The following is a 19,927-nucleotide window of genomic DNA, read 5'->3' as shown; positions in this document are numbered from 1 at the left end:
GTGTCTTCACGCAGCAACCCGGCTTTTCTGATTTCTTATAGTTCTTCACCGTTTGTTTTAATCACATGTTTATACCAGTTAAAGGAATCTTTTTTGTAGCGTTTCATTGATCCGTTTCCTTCGTTGTCACGGTCGACATAAATCATGCCGTATCGTTTTTTCATTTCGCCTGTTGTAAAGGAAACAATATCAATAATTCCCCACGGCGTATAGCCCATTAAATCAACACCATCGTACGTCACGGCTTTTTCTAATGCTTCGATGTGCGATTTTAAATATTCAATTCGCGATGCGTCATGAATGGATCCGTCTTCTTCAACCGTATCAATGGCGCCAAATCCGTTTTCTACGATGAACAGCGGAATTTGATAGCGGTCGTAGAAGCGATTTAACGTATAGCGCAAGCCCGTTGGATCGATCGACCAGCCCCAATCGCTTGATTTGATATAAGGGTTTGCTACGCCGTTTGGCAATCCGCCGTTTACGATATCGCCCGTGTTATCAGCTTCAACGTCGCTTTTAACGGTTGTGGACATGTAATAGCTGAAGCCTAAATAATCGACTTTTCCGTTTCGTAAAATTTCTTCGTCGCCTTCTTCAAACGGAATGTGATAGCCTTCTCGTTCGAATTCTTTTAACGCATAGCTTGGATAATAGCCGCGAACTTGAACGTCAGGGAAGAAGTAGCGCTGTCTCATTGTTTCTTCTGCTAACATCACATCTTCAGGGTTTGAAGAATACGGATAGATTGGCACATGTGACACCATTGCTCCGATTTGGAAATTTGGATTAATTTCTTTTCCTTTTGATACGGCAAGAGCGCTTGCTAAAAGTTCATGATGTCCGGCTTGATACATCACTTCTTTTGCATTTTCACCAGGCTTTACAGAAACGCCTGAGTTCGTCCATAAGAATAGGGGATTGTTTACGTCCATTTTGTTGTTGATTTCATTAAACGTCATCCAGTACGTGACTTTGTCTTTATAGCGGTTGAAACAAACTTCAGCGAACTTCACAAAGCAATCTACCGTTTTTCGGTTTCTAAATCCGCCGTATTCTCGAGCTAAATGCAGAGGCATTTCAAAGTGAGACAGCGTAATAACCGGTTCAATTCCGTGCTTTAACAGTTCATCAAATACATCGTCGTAGAATTTTAGTCCTTCTTCGTTTGGCTCAGCTTCATCGCCTTTAGGAAAAATACGACTCCAGCCAATAGACGTTCGTAAACATTTTAAGCCCATTTCTGCAAACAGCGCGATATCTTCTTTGTAGTGGTGGTAAAAATCAATTGCTTCGTGATTCGGATAGAATTTATCTTCTTCTACTGTTTCAGTGATTTGTCGCGCTACACCGTGCGCACCTGCAGTCATAACGTCTACTACGCTCGGTCCTTTTCCACCTTGGTTCCATCCACCTTCAAATTGATGAGCTGCTAATGCGCCGCCCCATAAAAAATCTTTTGGCATTTTTGTCATCGTTAGTTCCTCCTTATTTCACTACGGTAAATAATGTTTGGTTTAGTCCGCTATTTTCAACATCTTCAACGATTACTTCTCGGTAAGCGTTTGAATTTGTGATAATAACCGGTGTAATCGTTTGTAACCCTTGTGTTTCAATAAATTCTTTATCAAATTCAATTAGTAAATCGCCTTTTTTAAACTTTATACCGTCTTCTACGTGCAGGGTAAACGGCTTGCCGTCTAACGTAACGGTATCTAATCCAATATGAACAAGCAGCTCAACGCCGTATTCTGAACGAAGGCCGATAGCATGCTTTGTTGGCGCTACCATGACTACCGTTCCGTCAAAAGGTGCATAAAGCTTGTTATCTGAAGGATCAATCGCTAATCCTTCTCCCATCGCACCTGAGCTGAATACTTCGTCCGGTACGCTAGAAAGTGGGATAACTTTCCCGCTAAACGGAGCGCTGATCGTTTCTTCATTTTCGTTCGGGTTGCTGACAGCTACTTCGTTTAAAGGAGCAGCAGCTGCTTCTTTTGCTGCGTCTTCTCCGTAACCGAATACTTGAATAAGCACAACTGGAAGAATAATCGCAATAGCACATCCAATTAAAATTCCCCAGATTGACATCGGATAGTCTTGGCTGATGCCGTTTACAATGGTCAACGGTCCAGGCAATCCTGCGTAAGCAAAGTAATATGGGTGAAAGAAACTTGCTACAACGGCACCAATAGCACCTGAAACGCATCCAAAGATAAACGGCTTTTTAAAACGTAAGTTTACGCCGTAGATAGCTGGCTCTGTAATACCAAATAATCCTGTTATTCCGGCTGATACGCTTACTTTACGTGCTTCTTGGCTTTTTGCTTTTAAAATAACCCCAAGCACCGCTCCAACTTGAGCTACTACGGCAATTGTTTGATACGCTTGAAATGAATCTCTGCCGTTTAAATCAAAGTTTGCAAGCACCATCGGCGTAATTCCCCAATGTACTCCAAAGATAACAACAATTTGCCAGAAGCCGCCGATGATTGCTCCAGCTAATGCAGGTACGTTTTCAGCTAAAAAGTTATAGCCGTGAGCGATTCCGTTAGCTCCCATCGTTGTAACGGGGCCAATGAGTAAAATCGTTATAGGAACCATAATCACCATACATAAAAACGGAACAAACAGCGGTCTAACCACTTCATGAATGCTCTTGTTTAGGAACCTTTCAAGGTAAGACAAAATCCATACTAAAAATAAAGGCGGTAAAACAGAAGAAGTATAGATCGTTTCGGATAAGGGAAGACCTAAAAACGAAATGCTGCTTCCGTCGGCAATTTTGGCCGCCATTTCTGCCCATGTTGGACTGACTAATGCGGCACAGCACGCCACTGCGATGTAGGTGTTGGTTTTAAAATGCTTGGATGCTGTGATGGCAATAAAGATAGGTAAAAAAACAAACGGTGCCCACGAAATAAAGCTTAATACTTGATAGGTGCCCGTTTTGGCAAAGCTATCCGAAAACAAATTAATTAAGATTAACGACCCCTGTAAAATTCCTGCCGCTGCTAAGATGTATACAAATGGTGCAAACACAGCGGACATTGTCGCAATCACACGGTTTAAAATCGTGCCTTTGTTTTCAGTTTGCTCCTCTGCTGTATCCAAATTTACTAAACTAGCAAATTCTTCATAAACGTCTCCTACGTGCTGTCCAATAACGACTTGAAACTGCCCGCTGTTTTCAACAACCGTAATGACACCAGCCATAGAAGACACCTTACGTTTGGCTTCTGGCTTCGAGCGCTTTAATACAATTCGCAGCCTCGTAGCACAGCGTGTAGCGCTTACGATATTTTCTTCGCCGCCTACTGCATCTAAAATATCTGCTGCAAGCTTGTGATAATCTCTAATTTTCCCTCCCATATGTTCAACCCCCTTGTTGAGTATACGCTTTCAGTATAATTGTACCGATACAATTTATCAATACTCAAATAAAATAATAATCAATAAATAATTTAAGTTTATGGGATGGAGTTAGATTATGGTATAATCGTGTTATTCTTGAGACAAATTCAGTAAAGAGGTATAGCTATGATCAAATACCAACAAATTGCAATTGAAATTGAAACCTATATTGAAGAACACAAGCTTCAGCAAGGAGACAAGCTGCCGGTATTAGAAACGCTGATGGCACAATTTGAGGCGAGTAAAAGTACGGTAACAAAGGCCTTAGATCTATTAGAGAAAAAAGGCGTTGTTTTTCAAGTAAGAGGAAGCGGCATTTTTGTCCGTCGTCATAAACGAAAAGGATATATTGGCTTGCTTTCCAATCAAGGATTTACAAGTGAACTTGAAGATTTTCAGTTAACGTCGGAAGTAATTGAGCTAGATGTACGGAAACCGACGCAAGAAGCGGCGTTAAATTTAAACATAGAAGACAATAGCGACGTCTATTATGTAAAAAGAGTACGGTATATTAACGGCCAGACGCTTTGTCTGGAAGAATCGTTTTATAATAAATCCATCGTTACGTACTTAAATAACGAAATTGTTTCTCAGTCTATTTTCCATTACATTAAAGAAGGCCTTGGCTTAAAAATCGGGTTTTCTGATCTATATCTTCACGTCGGCAAGCTGAACGAAGAAGAAGCAAAGTACTTAGGATTAAAAGAAGGCGATCCTAAATTATTTATTGAAACACTTTTTCACTTAGCGAACGGCCAGCCGTTTGACTTTTCAAAAGTGACATATAACTACGAACAGTCGCAGTTCTTTTTACAAGCAACGAGTCATGTTTTATAAAAAGTGCCCGTCTCTCAATTACCAAGGAACGAGAGGCAGGCACTTTTTTTCATTTCTTTGATAAAAACATGAAAGAAGATAAAGATTGTAATAAATAGGAAATTAATATACGATAAAATGGTTACAAGGTTTATAGAAATAAGGAAATGAGGTGCCAAGTTGAAAAAGATGCTGAGCTATCTTATTCCAATGCTTTTTATGTTTGGTTTGCTTTCCATGAATTTATTTCAGCCGACTAAAGGCGATTTTATCGCTGTAGGTGTGATATCGATTCTTGCAGGTGCTGTAATTGGTTTTATAATGAACATAGGCTGTGCAGTATTAAAAACAGCCAAAAATAAGATGGAGTAAACTGATTAGAGGCGGTGGAGGTTTTGAGTGAAAGTATCATCATTCAGCCATATGCTAGTAAGTATCAACAAGAAGTAGTGGACTTAATTCTTCCTATTCAGCAGCAAGAATATCACATTCCAATAACGGAGAAAGATCAGCCCGATTTATTTAAAATCGAAAGCTTTTATCAACAGGGCAACGGAAACTTTTGGGTTGCTGTTTGCAACGAAAAAGTAGTAGGAAGCGTAGCTTTAATAGACATTGGAAGCCGCCAAGTAGCGCTACGGAAAATGTTTGTAGCAAAGTCTTATAGAGGAGCCACCTTCAAAACAGCTCACCGTTTATTGCATACAGCCATCGCGTGGGCAAAAGAGAGGGAAGTGGAAAGAATATACTTAGGAACGACGTTACAATATAGGGCTGCGCATCGATTTTATGAGAAAAATGGATTTCAACATATAGAAAAAGAAAAGCTGCCTGAGAATTTCCCAGTGATGAACGTAGATAAAAAGTTTTATACATATAAGGTATAAGCTTAGCCTTTATGCAAAATCATATCGGTTATTGCAATGAACAACAGCGACATGAAAGCTGTGTTTGCAGCCAAACATATAAAAAAGACGATCTATACATATTAGGTCGTCTTTTTAGATAGCTTGTTTATAAGGATAGATGATAAACCAAACGGCAATGAGCAGCTCAACGTTACAATAAGGATTCGCGGAAAGAGACTAAAAGCCGATATTCCGTCACTTAGCAAAAATAAAGTTAATACGGCGAGTGCTCCCACGATACCGAAAAGAAGATATAGAATTAGTTCAATTAATATTTGAAATGAAGCTATGTATTTCATGATGTTTGCTATAGCTATTGAACAAGGGATGCCTACTATAATAATAAATGGAGCGGTAAGATACACACCAATAAGCAAAGTCGATAAATAATCTACTATACTTGTATAGCCAAGGGAATTTAATTCAAATATTTCGATGCAAACTGCACCGCCGCATATCGATGAAGCAATAGTTGAAAGTATTCGTTTAATAAGCTTCACAGTCGTTCTCCTAGACCTATTTTTTATCTAGAATAGCAATATAGTTTAAAAAATACTAGCATCTATTAAAAGAAAAGTGGAGATAGGTGCTGTGACTGCTAAAAGAAAGCTCATACCTTAGCTTCATAACAAAAGCCGCTAGGTTCTTATCTAGCGGTTTTTACTTTGGCAAAGTCTCTTGGTAATGAACTCTTTTTTTTAATAGTAAATCGTCTAATTGAGCAATTAAAATCCCCGCAATCACAATAATAGAACCAACAAGGTCTTTAAGCGTAAACAGCTCGTGCAAAAAGAGAACGGCAAACAGCGCAGCAAAAATCGGCTCCGTTGCAAAAATAAGTCCTGTGTGAGTAGGAGTTGTGTAGCGCTGCGCAATGGCTTGACAAATGAATCCAATCGCGCTGCAAAGAACGCCAAGACCTAAAATCGCAATCCATGAGGATAACGTAGTTGGAATGCTGGGGTGTTCAAATAAAAAGCTGCAAGTCAGTGCAAATAATCCAGCAAACCCTAGCTGTAAAATGCCGAGTGCAATTGGATTTTCATTTTTCGTAAACGTGCCGGTCAAGGTAATATGAATGGCATAACATAGCGCCGTTCCGATGCAAAGTACATCACCAGTATTCATATGAAAGGAGTGCTTTAAAGTTAACACACTTATACCGGTTAGGGTAACAATAACTCCAAGTCCAATCGGCCAAGAAGGAAGCTTTTTTACTAACAAGCAGTTGAGCAATGGAACAAAAATGACCGTTAAACTGACAAGAAATCCGGCATTTGAAGCAGACGTCATGCTGACGCCAAACGTGACAAACGAAAAAACGGAAAATAGTAAAAAGCCTAAAATAGCTGATGATAAAATCGTTTTGCGCGTGATATGTAGTAAAGGCTTATAGAAAAACAGTCCGGCAACCAAAAAAGCAATTAAACATCTGAGTGCAATGATAGTAAATGACCCGAGCGAACCCAGCCCCATTTTCATAAACACGTACGACATGCCCCAAAATACATTTACACCAACCATCATCATATTTGCTCGCGTGCGGTAACTCACGTTCAACCCTCCATTGTTTATGATGTACTCACAGTATACAAAGGAATTTGATATTAATAAAATGAATCTTTATAATGATGAACGTGAATTAAATTCATGTTAAGGCGGGATAAAATGAGCTTAGTGAAATATGAAATTTTAAACAAAGTAGCTGAAGTGAAAAGCTTTACAAAAGCGGCAGATGCGCTGGCACTCACGCAGTCAGCGGTCAGTCATGCCATTACAAATCTCGAAACAGAATTTGGATTTCCGCTTGTGAATCGAAACAGATCAGGTATTACCTTAACAACAGAAGGCGAAACGATGCTTCTTGCCATTCGGAAAGTGCTGCAAGAAAATGAAAAAGTTCATCAAGAAGCAGCCAGTCTCTTAGGTCTTGCAAAAGGAACGATTAAAGTTGGGATTTTTAAAAGCGTATCCACCAAGTGGCTCCCTGAAATTATTCAGCTGATGGAAAAAAGCTATCCGGCCATTCAAATTCAGCTAAAAGAAGGCGATTATCTTGAAATTGAACAGTGGCTGCTGAGCGGAGAAATAGACTGCGGTTTTATTAACATTACGCATTCAAGTCAATTTCATATTATCCCTTTAAAAAAAGACCCGCTGCTGTGTGTCGTATCAAATCAAAGTGCTTTGTATCATCAAAAAAACGTTTCCTTTAAAGATTTAGAGAAAGAACCGTTTATTATGCCGACATACGGCGGATATCATGATATTAAGCAATTGTTTGAAGAACAGGGGCTTCAGCCTGAAATTCGCTTTGAATTAATGGATGAAAGTGCTATCCTATCGATGATTACGTATCACTTAGGGATTAGCATTTTACCTGAAATGCTTTTGGATTCTATCCCGCAAGAGCTGCGTGCGATTCCATTTCAAGTGGACAGCTACCGTTCAATTGGTCTAGCTACTCGTTATCATCTTTCACCTGCAGCTAAAAAATTTGCTGAAACAACGCAAGCATGGCTGCAAAATTCGGACAAGTAAGAGATTATTTATAAAGCAAAATCGGTTAATTCATAAGACTCTTAGGAACTAAGAGCATCTTTGTGCTATAATAAAGCTATACAATTACCTATTAGTCATCATTGATGACTAATTTTTTTTGGAGGATAATATGGAAGATTTATTACAATTAAAGAACAAGAACATTGTGATTATGGGAGTTGCCAACGACAGAAGTATTGCTTGGGGTGTTGCAAAAGCCCTTCATCAAGTAGGAGCAAACTTAATTTTTACATACCGTAAAGAACGTTCACTAGGAAAATTGAACAAGCTTTTAGAAAAAAATGAAATTCAAGCATCATTAATTGCTGAATGTGACGTAAACAGCGACGAAAGTATTGAAGCAGCTTTCAAAAAAATCGGAGAAGAAGCAGGCACAGTTCACGGAGTGATTCACTCTGTTGCGTTTGCTCACTCAGAAGATTTAAACGGTGAGTTCATCAATACATCAAGAAGCGGATATGCATTTGCTCAAGATACAAGCGCTTATTCATTTATCGCAGTAGCGAAAGCAGCAAAATCTCTTATGACAGAAGGCGGTTCTCTTGTAGCGATGAGCTATCTTGGTGCAGAGCGCGCAGTTGAAGGCTATAACGTAATGGGCGTAGCAAAAGCAGCGCTTGAGTCTTCAGTAAAATACTTAGCATTAGACTTAGGGAAAGACAATATCCGCGTAAATGCGATTTCAGCAGGCCCAATTCGTACGCTTGCAGCGAAAGGCATTTCTGACTTTAACCAAATTCTTCACCATGTTGAAGAAAAAGCACCTCTTAAGCGTAACGTAACGCAAGCAGAAGTTGGCGACATGACGGTTGTATTACTGAGCCATCTTTCACGCGGCGTAACGGGAGAAATCGTACACGTAGATGCTGGTTATAATATTGTAGGTTAATCCCGAAGAGGCTGGGACAAAAGGATTTTAGACAAAGTGAAAAACGAGCCATTGATCAAGATGTTTGATTATTGGTTCGTTTTTTTTGTTATGTTAAACGCAGGTTTCATGTGTGCAGGTCTTTCTAGGAGTTGATTGGAGGGCAAGGCGAAGACTCCCGCGGAAAGCATAGTCTTGCACGGAAATTAACTGCGTTGTCACAAGCGGTTCAGCTCATGTATACGAGTTGTTCGTCTTTAGATTAGATTCATTTCGATATGTCTCAACCTCTTTTTTATGGAAAACTGAGTAGTCTATCGTTTCCTATTTTATTTCTATTAAAATTATCAGTCAAAGGACAAGCATCCAAGCATTTTTCCTGCGAATGAATAAAATAGATAGACACATAAAGAAAGGATGATTACGATTAAAAAAGATGATAAATATCATGTAGAAAGATCTTATTCTTCTAAGAAACATCATCATTGTTCTTCCACACAAGGAAATACAAGAGACTCAGCGTTTCGTGCTCTTAGCCTTACAAATCAATCCGTATCAGCAAACACTTCTGTAAAGGTTTCCTATCAGTTCAAACAATTTGACTTAGCAAATGAATATAACCCGGTTACGTCCACTTTTCGTCCTAAAAAAGATGGTGTATATTCTCTTGTTGCTACAATCGGATTTCTCCCTAATGATACGACTGTAGATTATCGAGCGCGCGTAGAAATTCGTGTCAATGGCACGGCGGTTATCGCGATTGATAACGATTTCTTTGGAGGAAACACTGTGTTTGTTAATGCGGTATCTGTCTCTACTATTTATAATTTAGAAAAAGGAGATCGAGTTGAAGTCTTCGCGGAAAGTAATGTTGACGGAACAATTGTCACAACAGAAAATGTGTCGCATTTCGAAGCAGCAAGATTTCCATCTCCTTCCGAATAAAAGGCTACATGCATCTTTTGGTGTATAGAAGTCGAGAAAAACAAGTTTAATACAAGCTGACAAAAGAAGCAGACTTCTTATAAGAAATCTGCTTCTTTTGCTTATATTCATTTAAACGTTTCTTTTAGATTTTTCTCAGCTTTTTTCATAGGAAGGTAAACAAATACGTGTAAAGAAAGGCCAATCACGGCAGTAATATTAGCAATAAGGCTAATAATAAGAAATATCCATTCTATACTTCCAGATAAGTTTATGCTTCCGCTTATAAGAGAAGAGCTTACTCCTATAAGTAAGATAGCCATTAATAAAGGTAAGTTTTTAACCAATTGAAATCCTCCTGGATGTTTTATATTAATATTACCATATAAAAACAAAAGTATGATTTACTTCATAATCAATCAAACGCCTATATATTTTAAAATAGATAAGCTCTAAATCCCAACATGAACATATGATGTGGCAAAGGAAAAGGAGTTGAAGAAACATGCATCAAGGACAGCAACAATATATTCCATGGGAACAATGGCATCATCAGCATCCGCACGGCACGTGGAATCAATGGCATCAGCAACATCCACATGTACCTTGGGAACAGTGGCACAAACAGTATCCGCACGGCACATGGAATCAATGGCATCAACAACATCCATACACACCTTGGAATCAGTGGCACCAGCAGTATCCGCACGGTACGTGGAATCAGTGGCATCAGCAAAATCCATATGTGCCATGGAATCAGTGGCACCAGCAGCATCCACACAGTTCGTGGAATCAATGGCATAATATTTATCATCAAAGCTAATCAGCTTTTTACCACAAAAGATCCAGTTCTCCTTGGGAACTGGATCTTTTGTGTGTAGACGTGAATGATACAGTAAGCTTATTTTCTAGTAATTTATATGAGCCCAGGTGATGCATGAAAACGGAAAAGTATGTTTGATCTATAGGGTAGGGGGTACACACAATAAAGCAGGTTAAAGAAAACATTCATGATTCCTAAGCTGTATAAAGTGGATTGGTTCATATGAAAGGATCCATGTAAATAAGCAAAATTAAATATAATTTTATCGCTTGACAATATACCTATAGGGGTATAATATAAAACGTGTAAACAACATCAATTTAATAGCAAGGCGGTGATAGTTATGCTATATACAGCAGTGTTGTTGCTTGCTATTTCATTTATCGCATACAGACGTTATTATCCTGTTAAAAGAATACAGTGCATGCGTGAACTTGAAGCGAAAGAACTTGGGCGAACGATTGTAGATATTCGCCATTACCATGAAGTTCATGATTCTAAGGGGTTAGTTATGCCGTATGCGTACCTCAAACGCTTTTATTCAGAAATTCCACAGGGCAGCGTTCATGTAATTGCCGAAGATAGAGTGGAATTAAATTTAGGCGTACGGTTCTTACGAAAAAAAGGTTTTCAAGTGCGCAGCTATGAATTAGCAGCGTGTAAGTGTCAAAGCAAAGAAAAGAAAGGGGTATTCGATTATGGAGTATAACCAGCAAGTGAAAAATCGGCTGCGTCGAATTGAAGGGCAGCTAAAAGGCGTGCTTAGCATGATGGAGCAAGGAAAAGACTGTCGAGACGTCGTAACTCAATTATCGGCTGCAAGAAGTGCCATTGATCGCACGATGGGAGTCATTGTGAGCAGCAATCTTGAACAGTGCGTCAGAGAGAGCCTGCAGCATGGAGAGCCAACCGAAGGGTTAGTGCAAGAAGCTGTACAGCTGTTAGTGAAAAGTCGTTAATCATTGTCACCTTATTTAAGGTTGACGAATATCATTATTTAATATAATATACCCTTACAGGTATATGTATATAAAAGGAGAGACAGCTACTATGAAAATTGATCAAGTTTTAGATGCAAAAGGATTAGCGTGTCCAATGCCAATCGTAAAAACAAAAAAAGCAATGGATACTTTAACAACAGGCCAAGTATTAGAAGTGCAAACGACAGATAAAGGTGCTAAAAGTGACTTAACCGCGTGGGCAAAATCAACAGGACACGAGCTCATTGATTTTAAAGAAGAAGGCAGCACATTTATCTTTTACATTCAAAAAGGCTAATTTTTTTAGAATTAAATATACCCCATAGGGTAATAGGAGGAACAACATGACTGAACAAAAGAAACGAACAACAATCGTATTATTTAGCGGTGATTATGATAAAGCGATGGCAGCTTATATTATTGCCAACGGAGCGGCTGCTTATGACCATGAAGTGACGATATTTCATACCTTTTGGGGATTGAATGCGCTTCGTAAAGAAGAAATGGTGCCGGTGAAAAAAGGATTTTTAGAAAAGATGTTTGGCAAAATGATGCCGCGCGGTGCGGATAAAATGGGCTTATCTAAAATGAACTTTGCAGGTATGGGACCTAAAATGATTAAAAACGTAATGAAAAAGCATAATGCCCTGACGCTACCGCAGCTTATTGAAATGGCACAGGAACAAGATGTGAAGCTAGTGGCTTGTACGATGACGATGGATCTTCTAGGGTTACAGGAAAAAGAACTGCTAGATAATATTGAATATGCAGGCGTAGCGGCGTATTTAGCCGACGCAGAAGACGGAAACGTAAACTTATTCATCTAAAAGATAGCTCATGAAGCGAGGATTAATATGATTATCAATGCGCTTATTATCATCTTTCTGCTGTGGTTTTTGTATCAGCGTTTTGCACCCGTAAAAGGTATTCAGCAAATAGCCACAACGGATTTAAAAGCAAAGTTAAAAAATAAAAATAACCAGTTTATCGATGTGCGAACATCACATGAATTTCGTACCAAACATATTAAAGGATTTCGAAACATTCCTTTATCAGAACTGCCAGCGCAAACAGGCCAGCTTTCAAAAGACAGAGAAGTAGTCGTTATTTGTCAAAGCGGAATGAGAAGTATGAAAGCAAGTAAGCTGTTGAAAAAGCAAGGTTTTACATCCATCACCAACGTTAAAGGCGGCATGAATACGTGGAGATAAATCAAGAAGGAGGAGACGTAGCGTGAAGACAATAGCAGCACAAGAAGTAGAACAATTAGTACAGAACCAAAAACAAATTCACATTTTAGACGTGCGTGAAGTAGAGGAAGTAAAAACAGGTAAAATTCCAAACGGGTTAAATATCCCGCTTCCTTTATTAGAATTCCGTATGCATGAATTAGATAAAGCAAAGAACTACATTATTGTCTGTCGTTCTGGCGGCAGAAGCGGTATGGCAGCTCGTTTTCTTGAACAGCAAGGCTACAGTGTAACGAATATGACCGGTGGAATGATGGAGTGGAAAGGGGAGACGGTCTAATTTTTTTAGATTGAAATATACCCCTACTAGTATTTGAGCCAAGGAGGAAATAGAAATGATGCAAGCAAACTTCGTATTAGATGCAAAAGGGCTAGCGTGTCCAATGCCAATCGTAAGAACAAAGAAAAAAATGAATGAATTAGAAGCAGGTCAAGTGTTAGAAATCCAAGCAACGGATAAAGGCTCTACGGCTGACCTACAAGCATGGGCAAAAAGCACAGGTCATGAGTATTTAGGTACAGAAACAAAAGATGACGTTCTTCACCACTTTATTCGTAAAGGCGGTGCCGAAGAAAGCGTAACGCCCATTCCTGAAATTTCATTAGAAGAATTTGCGAAAAAAGTAGAAAATGATGAACATCTTCATATTTTAGACGTTCGTGAAGTAGAAGAATACGATGAAGCTCATATTCCAGGCGTTGTTCATATTCCGCTTGGCGAAGTAGAAAAACGTGCGCATGAATTAAATAAAGCGAATGAAATCTATATTATCTGCCACTCTGGAAGACGAAGTGAAATGGCAGGTCAAACGATGAAGAAGCAAGGATTTAAACATTTAATTAACGTGGTTCCCGGTATGCGTGACTGGACGGGTAAAGTAGAATAATCAATTGAACATAGCGAATTAAAAAATTTTGATAGTTTATATACCTAAGGAGGTATTTTAATATGACAGTGCATGTGCTTACTGCAAAAGAAGTTACATCTAAAATTATCAATAAAGAACCGCTATTTATCTTAGACGTTCGTAACGAAAGTGATTTCAGCGATTGGAAAATTGAAGGTCATCAATTTCAGCATTTAAATGTTCCATACTTCGATCTTTTAGACGGAGTAGAAGGAATCTTAGAAAAAATCCCTTCTGATAAAGAAGTGTTAGTTGTCTGCGCCAAAGAAGGTTCATCCGTGATGGTAGCTGACATGCTTTCAGAAGCTGGTCTTACAGTATCGTACCTTAAAGGCGGAATGAAAGCGTGGAGTGAATATTTAGAGCCTATTAAAGTTGGCGATTTAAAAGACGGCGGAGAAATTTATCAGTTTGTTCGTATCGGTAAAGGGTGCTTATCTTATATGATCGTATCAAACGGGGAAGCTGCTATTATTGATGCGACGCGTATGGCAGATGTGTACATCAACTTTGCCAAAGAACTTGGTGTCACGGTTAAGCACGTGTTTGATACGCACCTTCATGCAGATCACATTTCAGGAGGAAGAGTTATTGCAGAAGCAACAAATGCAGCGTACTGGCTGCCTCCAAAAGATGCAGAAGAAGTGATGTTTGACTACAAGGCTTTAGAAGAAGGCAGCGATGTCGTGATTGGTAACACAACCATTACGATTCAGCCGCTTTATTCACCGGGTCATACGATTGGATCAACTTCTTTTATCGTAGACGATCAATACTTGCTTTCAGGTGATATTTTGTTCATCGATTCAATTGGACGTCCTGATTTAGCTGGTATGGCTGAAGACTGGGTAGGCGATTTGCGCGAGACGCTTTATACACGCTATAAAGCATTATCAGATGAGTTAATCGTACTTCCAGCTCATTTTATGATTATTGATGAGCTAAATGACAACGGCAGCGTAGCTGAAAAGTTAGGTACTTTGTTTGCAGAAAATCATGGATTAAACATTAAAGACGAATCAGAGTTCAGACACTTAGTAACAGATCATTTACCGCCGCAGCCAAATGCGTATCAAGAAATTCGTGAAACCAACATGGGAAAAGTAAGCCCAGATGAAGAAAAACAGCGTGAAATGGAAATTGGACCAAACCGCTGTGCGATTCGCTAAAACTTAAACAAAGGAGAGAGAGAAATGGAATCAAATAAAGTACTAGATGCAAAAGGGCTTGCATGTCCAATGCCGATTGTTAAAACAAAAAAAGCAATGAATGAACTTGAAGCAGGTCAAGTGTTAGAAATTCACGCAACGGATAAAGGGGCAAAAAATGACCTTGCAGCCTGGGCAAAATCTGGCGGTCACGAGCTTCTTCATACAGAAGAAGGCGACGTTCTTAGATTTTGGATTAAAAAAGGATAAGAAATAATGGACGAAAAGGGTATCTCTTGTAAAAGGTACCCTTTCCTTATATGAAACGGAGCGACTATAGATGGATCTTACATTTATCATCACGCTTTTTCTTATTGGATTTATTGGGTCGTTTATTTCCGGTATGGTCGGTATTGGCGGGTCTGTTATTAATTATCCGATGCTGTTATATATTCCTCCATTAGTAGGAGTAGGAGCATTAACGGCTCATCAAGTCTCCGGTGCAGGAGCTGTTCAAGTATTCTTTGCGACAATAGGCGGCGTATGGGCGTATCGAAAAAGCGGATTTTTAAATAAATCATTAATTTTATATATGGGGAGCAGCATTCTAATTGGGAGCATGCTCGGAAGCTATAGCTCGCATTATATGAGTGAACAAGGATTAAATGTTGTATATGGAGTTTTAGCTCTTATTGCGGTTATGATGATGTTTATTCCAAAGAAAAACGTAGATGAGATCAAAAATGGTGAGCTTCAATTTAACAAAAAGTTAGCTTCTATTTTATCGCTGCTTATCGGAACCGTAGCAGGAGTATTAGGAGCAGGAGGAGCCTTTATTTTAGTTCCTGTCATGCTCGTAGTGCTTAAAATTCCAACTCGAATTACCATCGCCACTTCACTAGCGGTTACCTTTATTTCTTCCATTGGTTCAACGGTTGGAAAGCTGGTGACGCATCAAGTGCCATTTATACCAGCACTAATTTTAATTGCTGCAAGCCTAATTGCTTCTCCAATTGGTGCAAAAGTTGGTCAGAAAATGAATACAAAAGTGCTTCAGTGGATCCTTGCCGGTTTGATTTTAGCAACGGCAATTAAGATTTGGTGGGGGCTACTATAAAAAAGCTATGGATTCCCATAGCTTTTTTTATAGCACTTCATCACTTTCCACATACGTTTCAAGCGCAGGATGAAATTCTTTTTGATAGTGGTTAGACGGACACACTTTCACAACAGTCGCGTGAAGTGCGTTAGATTTTGATGTATTTAACACTTGCTTACATTTAGGGCAGCGCTCATTAAATAAGAAATGAAACCATTTCACTTTTATCACTCCTGTATTAAAACCTTTAAACCTTATCGAGTTAATAAGGATTATAAAGGGTTTAATATGGAAGGTCAATAAAAAGAGTATCTCTTTAGATGTTGCGAAGCTTCTTTAGTTTACGCTGATACGCCAGGTAAGGGAGTCCTGGAAATACTAAAAGTACCGTTAAAGTTGCTACTAAAATCTCAGTAATCGTACCTACTGCTTTAGGAAGCCAGCCGTATAAGCTCATAACGTCAAAAAGCAGCAGAAACACCATCGCGACAAGAATAGATAGAGCTGCTTTTCCTACAGAATGCTTTTCGCGTTTATATCTGTCAACAATGGTTTCTACATCGGAATAAATAGGTTTTGTTCCCGGAAGTGCGCTGAAAATATGCATAGCATTGCCTGTTGAACAAACATGCTGCCATCCGGCTTCTTTAAAAAGCAGAAAATATTCATCATCTGCATGTTCTTGAAAATCTAGTGAATATTGAAGCTCTTGAGGCTTTCCTTTTTTTAATGTATATCCTAAAAATGCAAAACGATCTAACAGCCAGCCTTTTTTCGCATAGTCGCTAAGCTTTTGTAAATCTTCTTTTTCGGCAAAAGCAGTTCCGCCACTCAGTATGTATTTTGTCTTCTTCATTTATAAACCTCCTAAAGCATTTTCAGCATGTGTAATCATTTCTTTACGGCGCTGAACTTCTTTTTTTAAAAACTGAATTCCTTTTTCTGTTGCAACATACGTTTTCTTTTTGTCTTTGCTTTCGCCATAAAGCATGATTAACTCAGCTGCAAGAAGTTTTTTAATTGTAGTGTACATAGATGCAGGTCCAATCGAAAACTGTTGATTGGTCATATCTTCAATCGTTTTCATAATAAGATATCCGTGTTTTGCTTCTAAGAGCGACACTAAGATGTAGTAGGACGTGTCGGTAAGTTCCCCCGTCTCTAATGAATCGTTTCTCGGCATATTCAACCTCCTTATATCATTAAACGATATATCGTTAATTAATATATATCATTTAATGATATAGACAGTCAATAGAAAATGTTAAATTTTAGGTTTAGAATTGCCTAATGAACCTATTTAACGAGTAGAAAGGGAAAGAAATCTTACAAAATAGTTTACTAAGATAAATATATTTGTATAAAAAATTAAGAATTTGTAGAATTTATTGTTTATTTATTTGATTTTTATGTTATCCTTTTTAACATACATTAAACACAAGGCCATAATTATCGTACGACCTTTGATTTGTATTACAGATAGTGAATGAGAAAAATATATATTGAAAGGAGAAAGGGAGAGTCAGAAAGGGTGCGAATGCTAGTTGTCTGTTAAAAAGGCATCTTGCACGGTAACTGTCTGATTTCATAAAGGTAATTGTCCACAGTTATTTTTCTGACTATTCGAATAATTAATGTTAAAAGTTTAAAATCTAAAAAAGGAATGATCATCAATGAAAGATAAATTTGCCGAACGAGCTAGTCTTGTAAAATCCTCTGAAACACGCGAAATCTTAAAAGTCACGGAACGACCAGAAGTCATTTCGTTTGCAGGAGGACTTCCGGCTCCAGAACTGTTTCCCGTTGAAGCAATGAACGAGGCGTGCCGTGCCGTATTAAATGAAGACGGAGCCGCTTCGCTTCAATACAGTACAACTGAAGGGTATATTCCTTTAAGAGAAGCCATCTCTACACGAATGAAGCATATCGGCATTGAGTCCACTGTTTCAAACATTTTAATCACGTCCGGCTCTCAGCAGGCAATCGATCTTACCGGGAGATTGTTTCTTAATGACGGAGACGTGGTAATCTGTGAAAGTCCAACGTATCTAGCAGCCATCAACGTTTTCAAATCTTACAATGCAACGTTTGTAGAAGTAGATATGGACGAAGACGGAATGATTATGGAAGAGCTAGAGAAAAAACTTCAGGAAAATCCGCATGCTAAATTTATTTATACAATCCCAGATTTTCAAAACCCTACAGGGCGCACATTAACGCGGGAAAGACGTCAGAGAATGATCGAGCTTGCGAACGCCTATGACGTGCTGATTGTAGAAGACAATCCCTACGGAGGAGTCCGATTTGCAGGAGAAACGCTTCCCCCGGTTAAGCATTTTGATACAGAAGGCAGAGTTATTTATATCAGCACATTTTCTAAAATTTTTGCACCAGGTCTTCGAATCGGCTGGGTGTGCGCGGACGAAGCTTTCATTGATAAGTACGTGGCGTTTAAGCAAGTGGCTGACTTGCATACGGACAGCTTTGCTCAGCGGGTAACGGCTAAGTATATGGAGCTTTATGATATCGAAGAGCACATTCAAAAAATTAAAGCCGTGTACAAAGAGCGATGTACACAAATGTTATCTTGTATTGAAGAATTTTTCCCGGAGAATTTGTCTTACAGTAAGCCAGAAGGCGGATTGTTTATTTGGGTAGAGCTGCCCCAAGGAATCGATTCAGCACATATCTTTTCAGAATGTCTAAAAAATAACGTAGCCTGTGTTCCGGGAACACCATTCTTTCCAAATGGCACAAGAAACAACGCGCTGCGCTTGAATTACTCTAATATGTCTGCTGAACAAATCGTAGAAGGCATGAAGCGCATGGGAGACGTATTGCACCGTGAACTGACAAGGGAAACGACTGTTTTATAAAAGAAATGAAAAAATCAAATAAAGCGATTTTATTGATTCATGAAATATACGGTGTGAACGATCATATGAAGTTTATGAAAGAAAAATTGTCTAAGTTAGAGGCAGATATTATCTGTCCTAACTTATTATCTAAAGACGTTCCTTATCGTTATGAAGAAGAGGACATGGCTTATCAAAACTTTGTTCAAAACATCGGTATTGATGAGGGTTCAAGACAAATCAATAACATGTTAATTCAGCTAAAGCAAGAATATGAAGAAGTAGGGGTCATAGGATTTAGTGTAGGAGCCACAATATCGTGGCTATGCAGTGAAAACAATTTGTGTGACTTCGTGATTGGCTGTTACGGATCGCGCATTAGAGACTATATAAATAGACGTCCTGTGTGTCCAACTCTTCTTCTTTTTCCTGCTGAAGAGCAAACATTTGATGTAGACTCTTTAATAAACTCATTAGAGCAAAAAAGAGAGCCGCTTTTGAAAATCAAAAAGTTTTATGGATTTCATGGGTTTATGAATCCTTTTTCAAAAACCTTTAATAAAGAATCAGCAGACCAAGCCTTCCAAACCATAAGTGATTTTCTCGAAAAAAACTTAGCTGATAACCAGTATTATAATGAAAGTGATACCTTACAATAAGCAGAAACTGACCCTTTTTCAGTACATATACATGTATTAACATTTTCTTTAGACGTATTGAAAGGGGGCGAGGTTATGCTAAAGTCAGGTGAGTTTGTAGGAACAGCGGTAAAGCTAGTGCCGCTTGAAAAAATGCATGAGCAAGGACTCTATGAAGCTGCAAAACCGAAAGAAATTTGGGAGCATCTCCCGGTAAAAGTTCATCGTCTAAGTGATATGAAACGGCTGATTGAAAGTGCTTTAACAGCCAAGCAAGAGGGAAGAGAGCTGCCTTTTGCTGTATTTGATATAGAGTCACATTCAATTGTAGGAAGCACAAGATTTTTAGATATTTCCCTTCCCAACAAAAGCGTAGAAATAGGGTGGACGTGGTATCATCCATCCGTGTGGCGAACTCGAGTCAACACGGAGTGTAAGTATTTATTATTAAAATACTGTTTTGAAGAGCTGAAGCTTCACCGCGTTCAATTCAAAACGGATGTGCGAAACAAGCGGTCTAGAGCGGCTATTAAACGGTTAGGTGCCACGCAAGAAGGCATTAGCAGAAAACATATGGTTTTACCAGGTGGATACGTACGAGATTCGGTCATCTTCAGTATAATCGATGACGAATGGCCGTTTATCAAAAAGCGGTTAGAAAATTTTTTGCATGCAGCCAGTGCGGAAAATAAAGAAAACGCCAGCAATTAATGGCATTTAAAGATAAAAAGCAC

General features: G+C 38.8%; 28 protein-coding genes. 20 read left to right on the top strand and 8 right to left on the bottom strand.

The features are described from left to right. Nucleotides 1–35 precede the first annotated feature (35 nt). Entirely contained in the window at nucleotides 36–1,475 is a 1,440-nt protein-coding gene (gene bglA, locus ACO1DI_RS01540) for a 6-phospho-beta-glucosidase BglA (protein ID WP_116738659.1), read from the bottom strand. A gap of 13 nt (nucleotides 1,476–1,488) precedes the next feature. After that, entirely contained in the window at nucleotides 1,489–3,372 is a 1,884-nt protein-coding gene (locus ACO1DI_RS01535) for a beta-glucoside-specific PTS transporter subunit IIABC (protein WP_116738661.1), read from the bottom strand. Nucleotides 3,373–3,540: 168 nt separating this feature from the next. On the opposite strand from ACO1DI_RS01535, the gene ACO1DI_RS01530 reads away from it, so the two are divergent. From ACO1DI_RS01530 to ACO1DI_RS01520, 3 genes are all read left to right on the top strand, one after another. Continuing rightward, nucleotides 3,541–4,251 carry a GntR family transcriptional regulator gene (locus tag ACO1DI_RS01530; RefSeq protein ID WP_116738663.1) on the top strand — a complete coding sequence of 237 codons (711 nt, stop codon included), beginning with the start codon at nucleotides 3,541–3,543 and terminating at the stop codon, nucleotides 4,249–4,251. A gap of 168 nt (nucleotides 4,252–4,419) precedes the next feature. Next, nucleotides 4,420–4,602, top strand: a complete 183-nt coding sequence (locus tag ACO1DI_RS01525) for a hypothetical protein (protein WP_016764961.1) — start codon at nucleotides 4,420–4,422, stop codon at nucleotides 4,600–4,602. 23 nt (nucleotides 4,603–4,625) lie between these two features. Continuing rightward, entirely contained in the window at nucleotides 4,626–5,117 is a 492-nt protein-coding gene (locus ACO1DI_RS01520) for a GNAT family N-acetyltransferase (protein ID WP_116738664.1), read from the top strand. 101 nt (nucleotides 5,118–5,218) lie between these two features. Here the strand turns inward: ACO1DI_RS01520 and ACO1DI_RS01515 are convergent, their stop codons facing one another. Both ACO1DI_RS01515 and ACO1DI_RS01510 read right to left on the bottom strand, forming a co-directional pair. Further along, a complete protein-coding gene (locus tag ACO1DI_RS01515; protein WP_116738666.1) occupies nucleotides 5,219–5,638 on the bottom strand; it encodes a hypothetical protein in 420 nt (139 codons plus the stop codon). 160 nt (nucleotides 5,639–5,798) lie between these two features. Further along, nucleotides 5,799–6,692: a DMT family transporter gene (locus ACO1DI_RS01510; RefSeq protein WP_116738668.1), complete on the bottom strand. Its 894-nt coding sequence runs from the start codon at nucleotides 6,690–6,692 to the stop codon at nucleotides 5,799–5,801. A 114-nt stretch (nucleotides 6,693–6,806) separates the two neighbouring features. Here ACO1DI_RS01510 and ACO1DI_RS01505 point away from each other — a divergent pair, with 114 nt between their 5' ends. From ACO1DI_RS01505 to ACO1DI_RS01495, 3 genes are all read left to right on the top strand, one after another. After that, on the top strand, nucleotides 6,807–7,679 hold the full coding sequence (locus tag ACO1DI_RS01505) for a LysR family transcriptional regulator (protein ID WP_116738670.1): 873 nt from the start codon (nucleotides 6,807–6,809) through the stop codon (nucleotides 7,677–7,679). Between the two features lie 130 nt (nucleotides 7,680–7,809). Next, nucleotides 7,810–8,589: an enoyl-ACP reductase FabI gene (gene fabI / locus ACO1DI_RS01500; RefSeq protein WP_423144993.1), complete on the top strand. Its 780-nt coding sequence runs from the start codon at nucleotides 7,810–7,812 to the stop codon at nucleotides 8,587–8,589. Between the two features lie 396 nt (nucleotides 8,590–8,985). After that, nucleotides 8,986–9,513, top strand: a complete 528-nt coding sequence (locus tag ACO1DI_RS01495) for a hypothetical protein (protein WP_116738672.1) — start codon at nucleotides 8,986–8,988, stop codon at nucleotides 9,511–9,513. 107 nt (nucleotides 9,514–9,620) lie between these two features. Here ACO1DI_RS01495 and ACO1DI_RS01490 read toward each other — a convergent pair whose 3' ends face one another. Continuing rightward, a complete protein-coding gene (locus ACO1DI_RS01490; protein ID WP_116738674.1) occupies nucleotides 9,621–9,839 on the bottom strand; it encodes a hypothetical protein in 219 nt (72 codons plus the stop codon). A 158-nt stretch (nucleotides 9,840–9,997) separates the two neighbouring features. Between ACO1DI_RS01490 and ACO1DI_RS01485 the strand changes: the two genes are divergently transcribed. From ACO1DI_RS01485 to ACO1DI_RS01435, 11 genes are all read left to right on the top strand, one after another. Beyond that, nucleotides 9,998–10,315 (top strand): hypothetical protein, encoded by a 318-nt coding sequence (locus ACO1DI_RS01485; RefSeq protein WP_028414569.1) that lies wholly within the window; start codon nucleotides 9,998–10,000, stop codon nucleotides 10,313–10,315. Nucleotides 10,316–10,658: 343 nt separating this feature from the next. Then, nucleotides 10,659–11,024 (top strand): sulfurtransferase, encoded by a 366-nt coding sequence (locus tag ACO1DI_RS01480; RefSeq protein ID WP_423144992.1) that lies wholly within the window; start codon nucleotides 10,659–10,661, stop codon nucleotides 11,022–11,024. Beyond that, complete coding sequence (locus ACO1DI_RS01475; RefSeq protein ID WP_014459165.1) at nucleotides 11,014–11,274, top strand: metal-sensitive transcriptional regulator; 261 nt, start codon at nucleotides 11,014–11,016, stop codon at nucleotides 11,272–11,274. Before ACO1DI_RS01480 ends, ACO1DI_RS01475 begins: the two co-directional genes overlap by 11 nt. 91 nt (nucleotides 11,275–11,365) lie before the next feature. Continuing rightward, entirely contained in the window at nucleotides 11,366–11,593 is a 228-nt protein-coding gene (locus ACO1DI_RS01470; RefSeq protein ID WP_014459166.1) for a sulfurtransferase TusA family protein, read from the top strand. A gap of 46 nt (nucleotides 11,594–11,639) precedes the next feature. Further along, on the top strand, nucleotides 11,640–12,122 hold the full coding sequence (locus ACO1DI_RS01465) for a DsrE/DsrF/DrsH-like family protein (protein ID WP_013058040.1): 483 nt from the start codon (nucleotides 11,640–11,642) through the stop codon (nucleotides 12,120–12,122). Between the two features lie 27 nt (nucleotides 12,123–12,149). Continuing rightward, on the top strand, nucleotides 12,150–12,506 hold the full coding sequence (locus ACO1DI_RS01460; protein ID WP_014459167.1) for a rhodanese-like domain-containing protein: 357 nt from the start codon (nucleotides 12,150–12,152) through the stop codon (nucleotides 12,504–12,506). Nucleotides 12,507–12,528: 22 nt separating this feature from the next. Beyond that, a complete protein-coding gene (locus ACO1DI_RS01455) occupies nucleotides 12,529–12,825 on the top strand; it encodes a rhodanese-like domain-containing protein (protein ID WP_221781335.1) in 297 nt (98 codons plus the stop codon). Between the two features lie 55 nt (nucleotides 12,826–12,880). Then, nucleotides 12,881–13,432, top strand: a complete 552-nt coding sequence (locus ACO1DI_RS01450; RefSeq protein ID WP_243549547.1) for a sulfurtransferase TusA family protein — start codon at nucleotides 12,881–12,883, stop codon at nucleotides 13,430–13,432. Nucleotides 13,433–13,494: 62 nt separating this feature from the next. Continuing rightward, a complete protein-coding gene (locus ACO1DI_RS01445) occupies nucleotides 13,495–14,622 on the top strand; it encodes an MBL fold metallo-hydrolase (RefSeq protein ID WP_243556445.1) in 1,128 nt (375 codons plus the stop codon). A 24-nt stretch (nucleotides 14,623–14,646) separates the two neighbouring features. Continuing rightward, a complete protein-coding gene (locus ACO1DI_RS01440) occupies nucleotides 14,647–14,871 on the top strand; it encodes a sulfurtransferase TusA family protein (protein ID WP_116738684.1) in 225 nt (74 codons plus the stop codon). Between the two features lie 70 nt (nucleotides 14,872–14,941). Next, nucleotides 14,942–15,718 (top strand): sulfite exporter TauE/SafE family protein, encoded by a 777-nt coding sequence (locus ACO1DI_RS01435; RefSeq protein ID WP_182421000.1) that lies wholly within the window; start codon nucleotides 14,942–14,944, stop codon nucleotides 15,716–15,718. Between the two features lie 27 nt (nucleotides 15,719–15,745). Here ACO1DI_RS01435 and ACO1DI_RS01430 read toward each other — a convergent pair whose 3' ends face one another. From ACO1DI_RS01430 to ACO1DI_RS01420, 3 genes are all read right to left on the bottom strand, one after another. Further along, on the bottom strand, nucleotides 15,746–15,922 hold the full coding sequence (locus ACO1DI_RS01430) for a hypothetical protein (protein WP_176544807.1): 177 nt from the start codon (nucleotides 15,920–15,922) through the stop codon (nucleotides 15,746–15,748). A gap of 94 nt (nucleotides 15,923–16,016) precedes the next feature. Continuing rightward, entirely contained in the window at nucleotides 16,017–16,556 is a 540-nt protein-coding gene (locus tag ACO1DI_RS01425) for a DUF2812 domain-containing protein (RefSeq protein WP_014459169.1), read from the bottom strand. Beyond that, the gene (locus ACO1DI_RS01420) at nucleotides 16,557–16,883 is read right to left on the bottom strand and encodes a PadR family transcriptional regulator (RefSeq protein ID WP_140451309.1); all 327 of its coding nucleotides are present in this window, start codon (nucleotides 16,881–16,883) and stop codon (nucleotides 16,557–16,559) included. Between the two features lie 490 nt (nucleotides 16,884–17,373). Here ACO1DI_RS01420 and ACO1DI_RS01415 point away from each other — a divergent pair, with 490 nt between their 5' ends. From ACO1DI_RS01415 to ACO1DI_RS01405, 3 genes are all read left to right on the top strand, one after another. Continuing rightward, a complete protein-coding gene (locus tag ACO1DI_RS01415; protein ID WP_014459171.1) occupies nucleotides 17,374–18,576 on the top strand; it encodes a PLP-dependent aminotransferase family protein in 1,203 nt (400 codons plus the stop codon). A gap of 5 nt (nucleotides 18,577–18,581) precedes the next feature. Then, nucleotides 18,582–19,214, top strand: a complete 633-nt coding sequence (locus ACO1DI_RS01410; RefSeq protein ID WP_014459172.1) for a dienelactone hydrolase family protein — start codon at nucleotides 18,582–18,584, stop codon at nucleotides 19,212–19,214. Between the two features lie 75 nt (nucleotides 19,215–19,289). Continuing rightward, nucleotides 19,290–19,904: a GNAT family N-acetyltransferase gene (locus ACO1DI_RS01405; RefSeq protein ID WP_423144991.1), complete on the top strand. Its 615-nt coding sequence runs from the start codon at nucleotides 19,290–19,292 to the stop codon at nucleotides 19,902–19,904. Nucleotides 19,905–19,927: the final 23 nt, after the last annotated feature.

The sequence above is a fragment of the Priestia sp. 40 genome (genome assembly GCF_049368575.1).
GTDB lineage: Bacteria > Bacillota > Bacilli > Bacillales > Bacillaceae_H > Priestia > Priestia zanthoxyli.
This window is presented reverse-complemented; position numbering and strand designations above follow the sequence as displayed.

Coding starts and splice junctions, on each gene's coding strand:
- bglA (WP_116738659.1), bottom strand. CDS start 1,475: ATGACAAAAATGCCAAAAGATTTTTTATGGGGCGGCGCATTAGCAGCT.
- ACO1DI_RS01535 (WP_116738661.1), bottom strand. CDS start 3,372: ATGGGAGGGAAAATTAGAGATTATCACAAGCTTGCAGCAGATATTTTA.
- ACO1DI_RS01530 (WP_116738663.1), top strand. CDS start 3,541: ATGATCAAATACCAACAAATTGCAATTGAAATTGAAACCTATATTGAA.
- ACO1DI_RS01525 (WP_016764961.1), top strand. CDS start 4,420: ATGCTGAGCTATCTTATTCCAATGCTTTTTATGTTTGGTTTGCTTTCC.
- ACO1DI_RS01505 (WP_116738670.1), top strand. CDS start 6,807: ATGAGCTTAGTGAAATATGAAATTTTAAACAAAGTAGCTGAAGTGAAA.
- fabI (WP_423144993.1), top strand. CDS start 7,810: ATGGAAGATTTATTACAATTAAAGAACAAGAACATTGTGATTATGGGA.
- ACO1DI_RS01495 (WP_116738672.1), top strand. CDS start 8,986: ATGATTACGATTAAAAAAGATGATAAATATCATGTAGAAAGATCTTAT.
- ACO1DI_RS01485 (WP_028414569.1), top strand. CDS start 9,998: ATGCATCAAGGACAGCAACAATATATTCCATGGGAACAATGGCATCAT.
- ACO1DI_RS01480 (WP_423144992.1), top strand. CDS start 10,659: ATGCTATATACAGCAGTGTTGTTGCTTGCTATTTCATTTATCGCATAC.
- ACO1DI_RS01475 (WP_014459165.1), top strand. CDS start 11,014: ATGGAGTATAACCAGCAAGTGAAAAATCGGCTGCGTCGAATTGAAGGG.
- ACO1DI_RS01470 (WP_014459166.1), top strand. CDS start 11,366: ATGAAAATTGATCAAGTTTTAGATGCAAAAGGATTAGCGTGTCCAATG.
- ACO1DI_RS01465 (WP_013058040.1), top strand. CDS start 11,640: ATGACTGAACAAAAGAAACGAACAACAATCGTATTATTTAGCGGTGAT.
- ACO1DI_RS01460 (WP_014459167.1), top strand. CDS start 12,150: ATGATTATCAATGCGCTTATTATCATCTTTCTGCTGTGGTTTTTGTAT.
- ACO1DI_RS01450 (WP_243549547.1), top strand. CDS start 12,881: ATGATGCAAGCAAACTTCGTATTAGATGCAAAAGGGCTAGCGTGTCCA.
- ACO1DI_RS01445 (WP_243556445.1), top strand. CDS start 13,495: ATGACAGTGCATGTGCTTACTGCAAAAGAAGTTACATCTAAAATTATC.
- ACO1DI_RS01440 (WP_116738684.1), top strand. CDS start 14,647: ATGGAATCAAATAAAGTACTAGATGCAAAAGGGCTTGCATGTCCAATG.
- ACO1DI_RS01435 (WP_182421000.1), top strand. CDS start 14,942: ATGGATCTTACATTTATCATCACGCTTTTTCTTATTGGATTTATTGGG.
- ACO1DI_RS01425 (WP_014459169.1), bottom strand. CDS start 16,556: ATGAAGAAGACAAAATACATACTGAGTGGCGGAACTGCTTTTGCCGAA.
- ACO1DI_RS01420 (WP_140451309.1), bottom strand. CDS start 16,883: ATGCCGAGAAACGATTCATTAGAGACGGGGGAACTTACCGACACGTCC.
- ACO1DI_RS01415 (WP_014459171.1), top strand. CDS start 17,374: ATGAAAGATAAATTTGCCGAACGAGCTAGTCTTGTAAAATCCTCTGAA.
- ACO1DI_RS01410 (WP_014459172.1), top strand. CDS start 18,582: ATGAAAAAATCAAATAAAGCGATTTTATTGATTCATGAAATATACGGT.
- ACO1DI_RS01405 (WP_423144991.1), top strand. CDS start 19,290: ATGCTAAAGTCAGGTGAGTTTGTAGGAACAGCGGTAAAGCTAGTGCCG.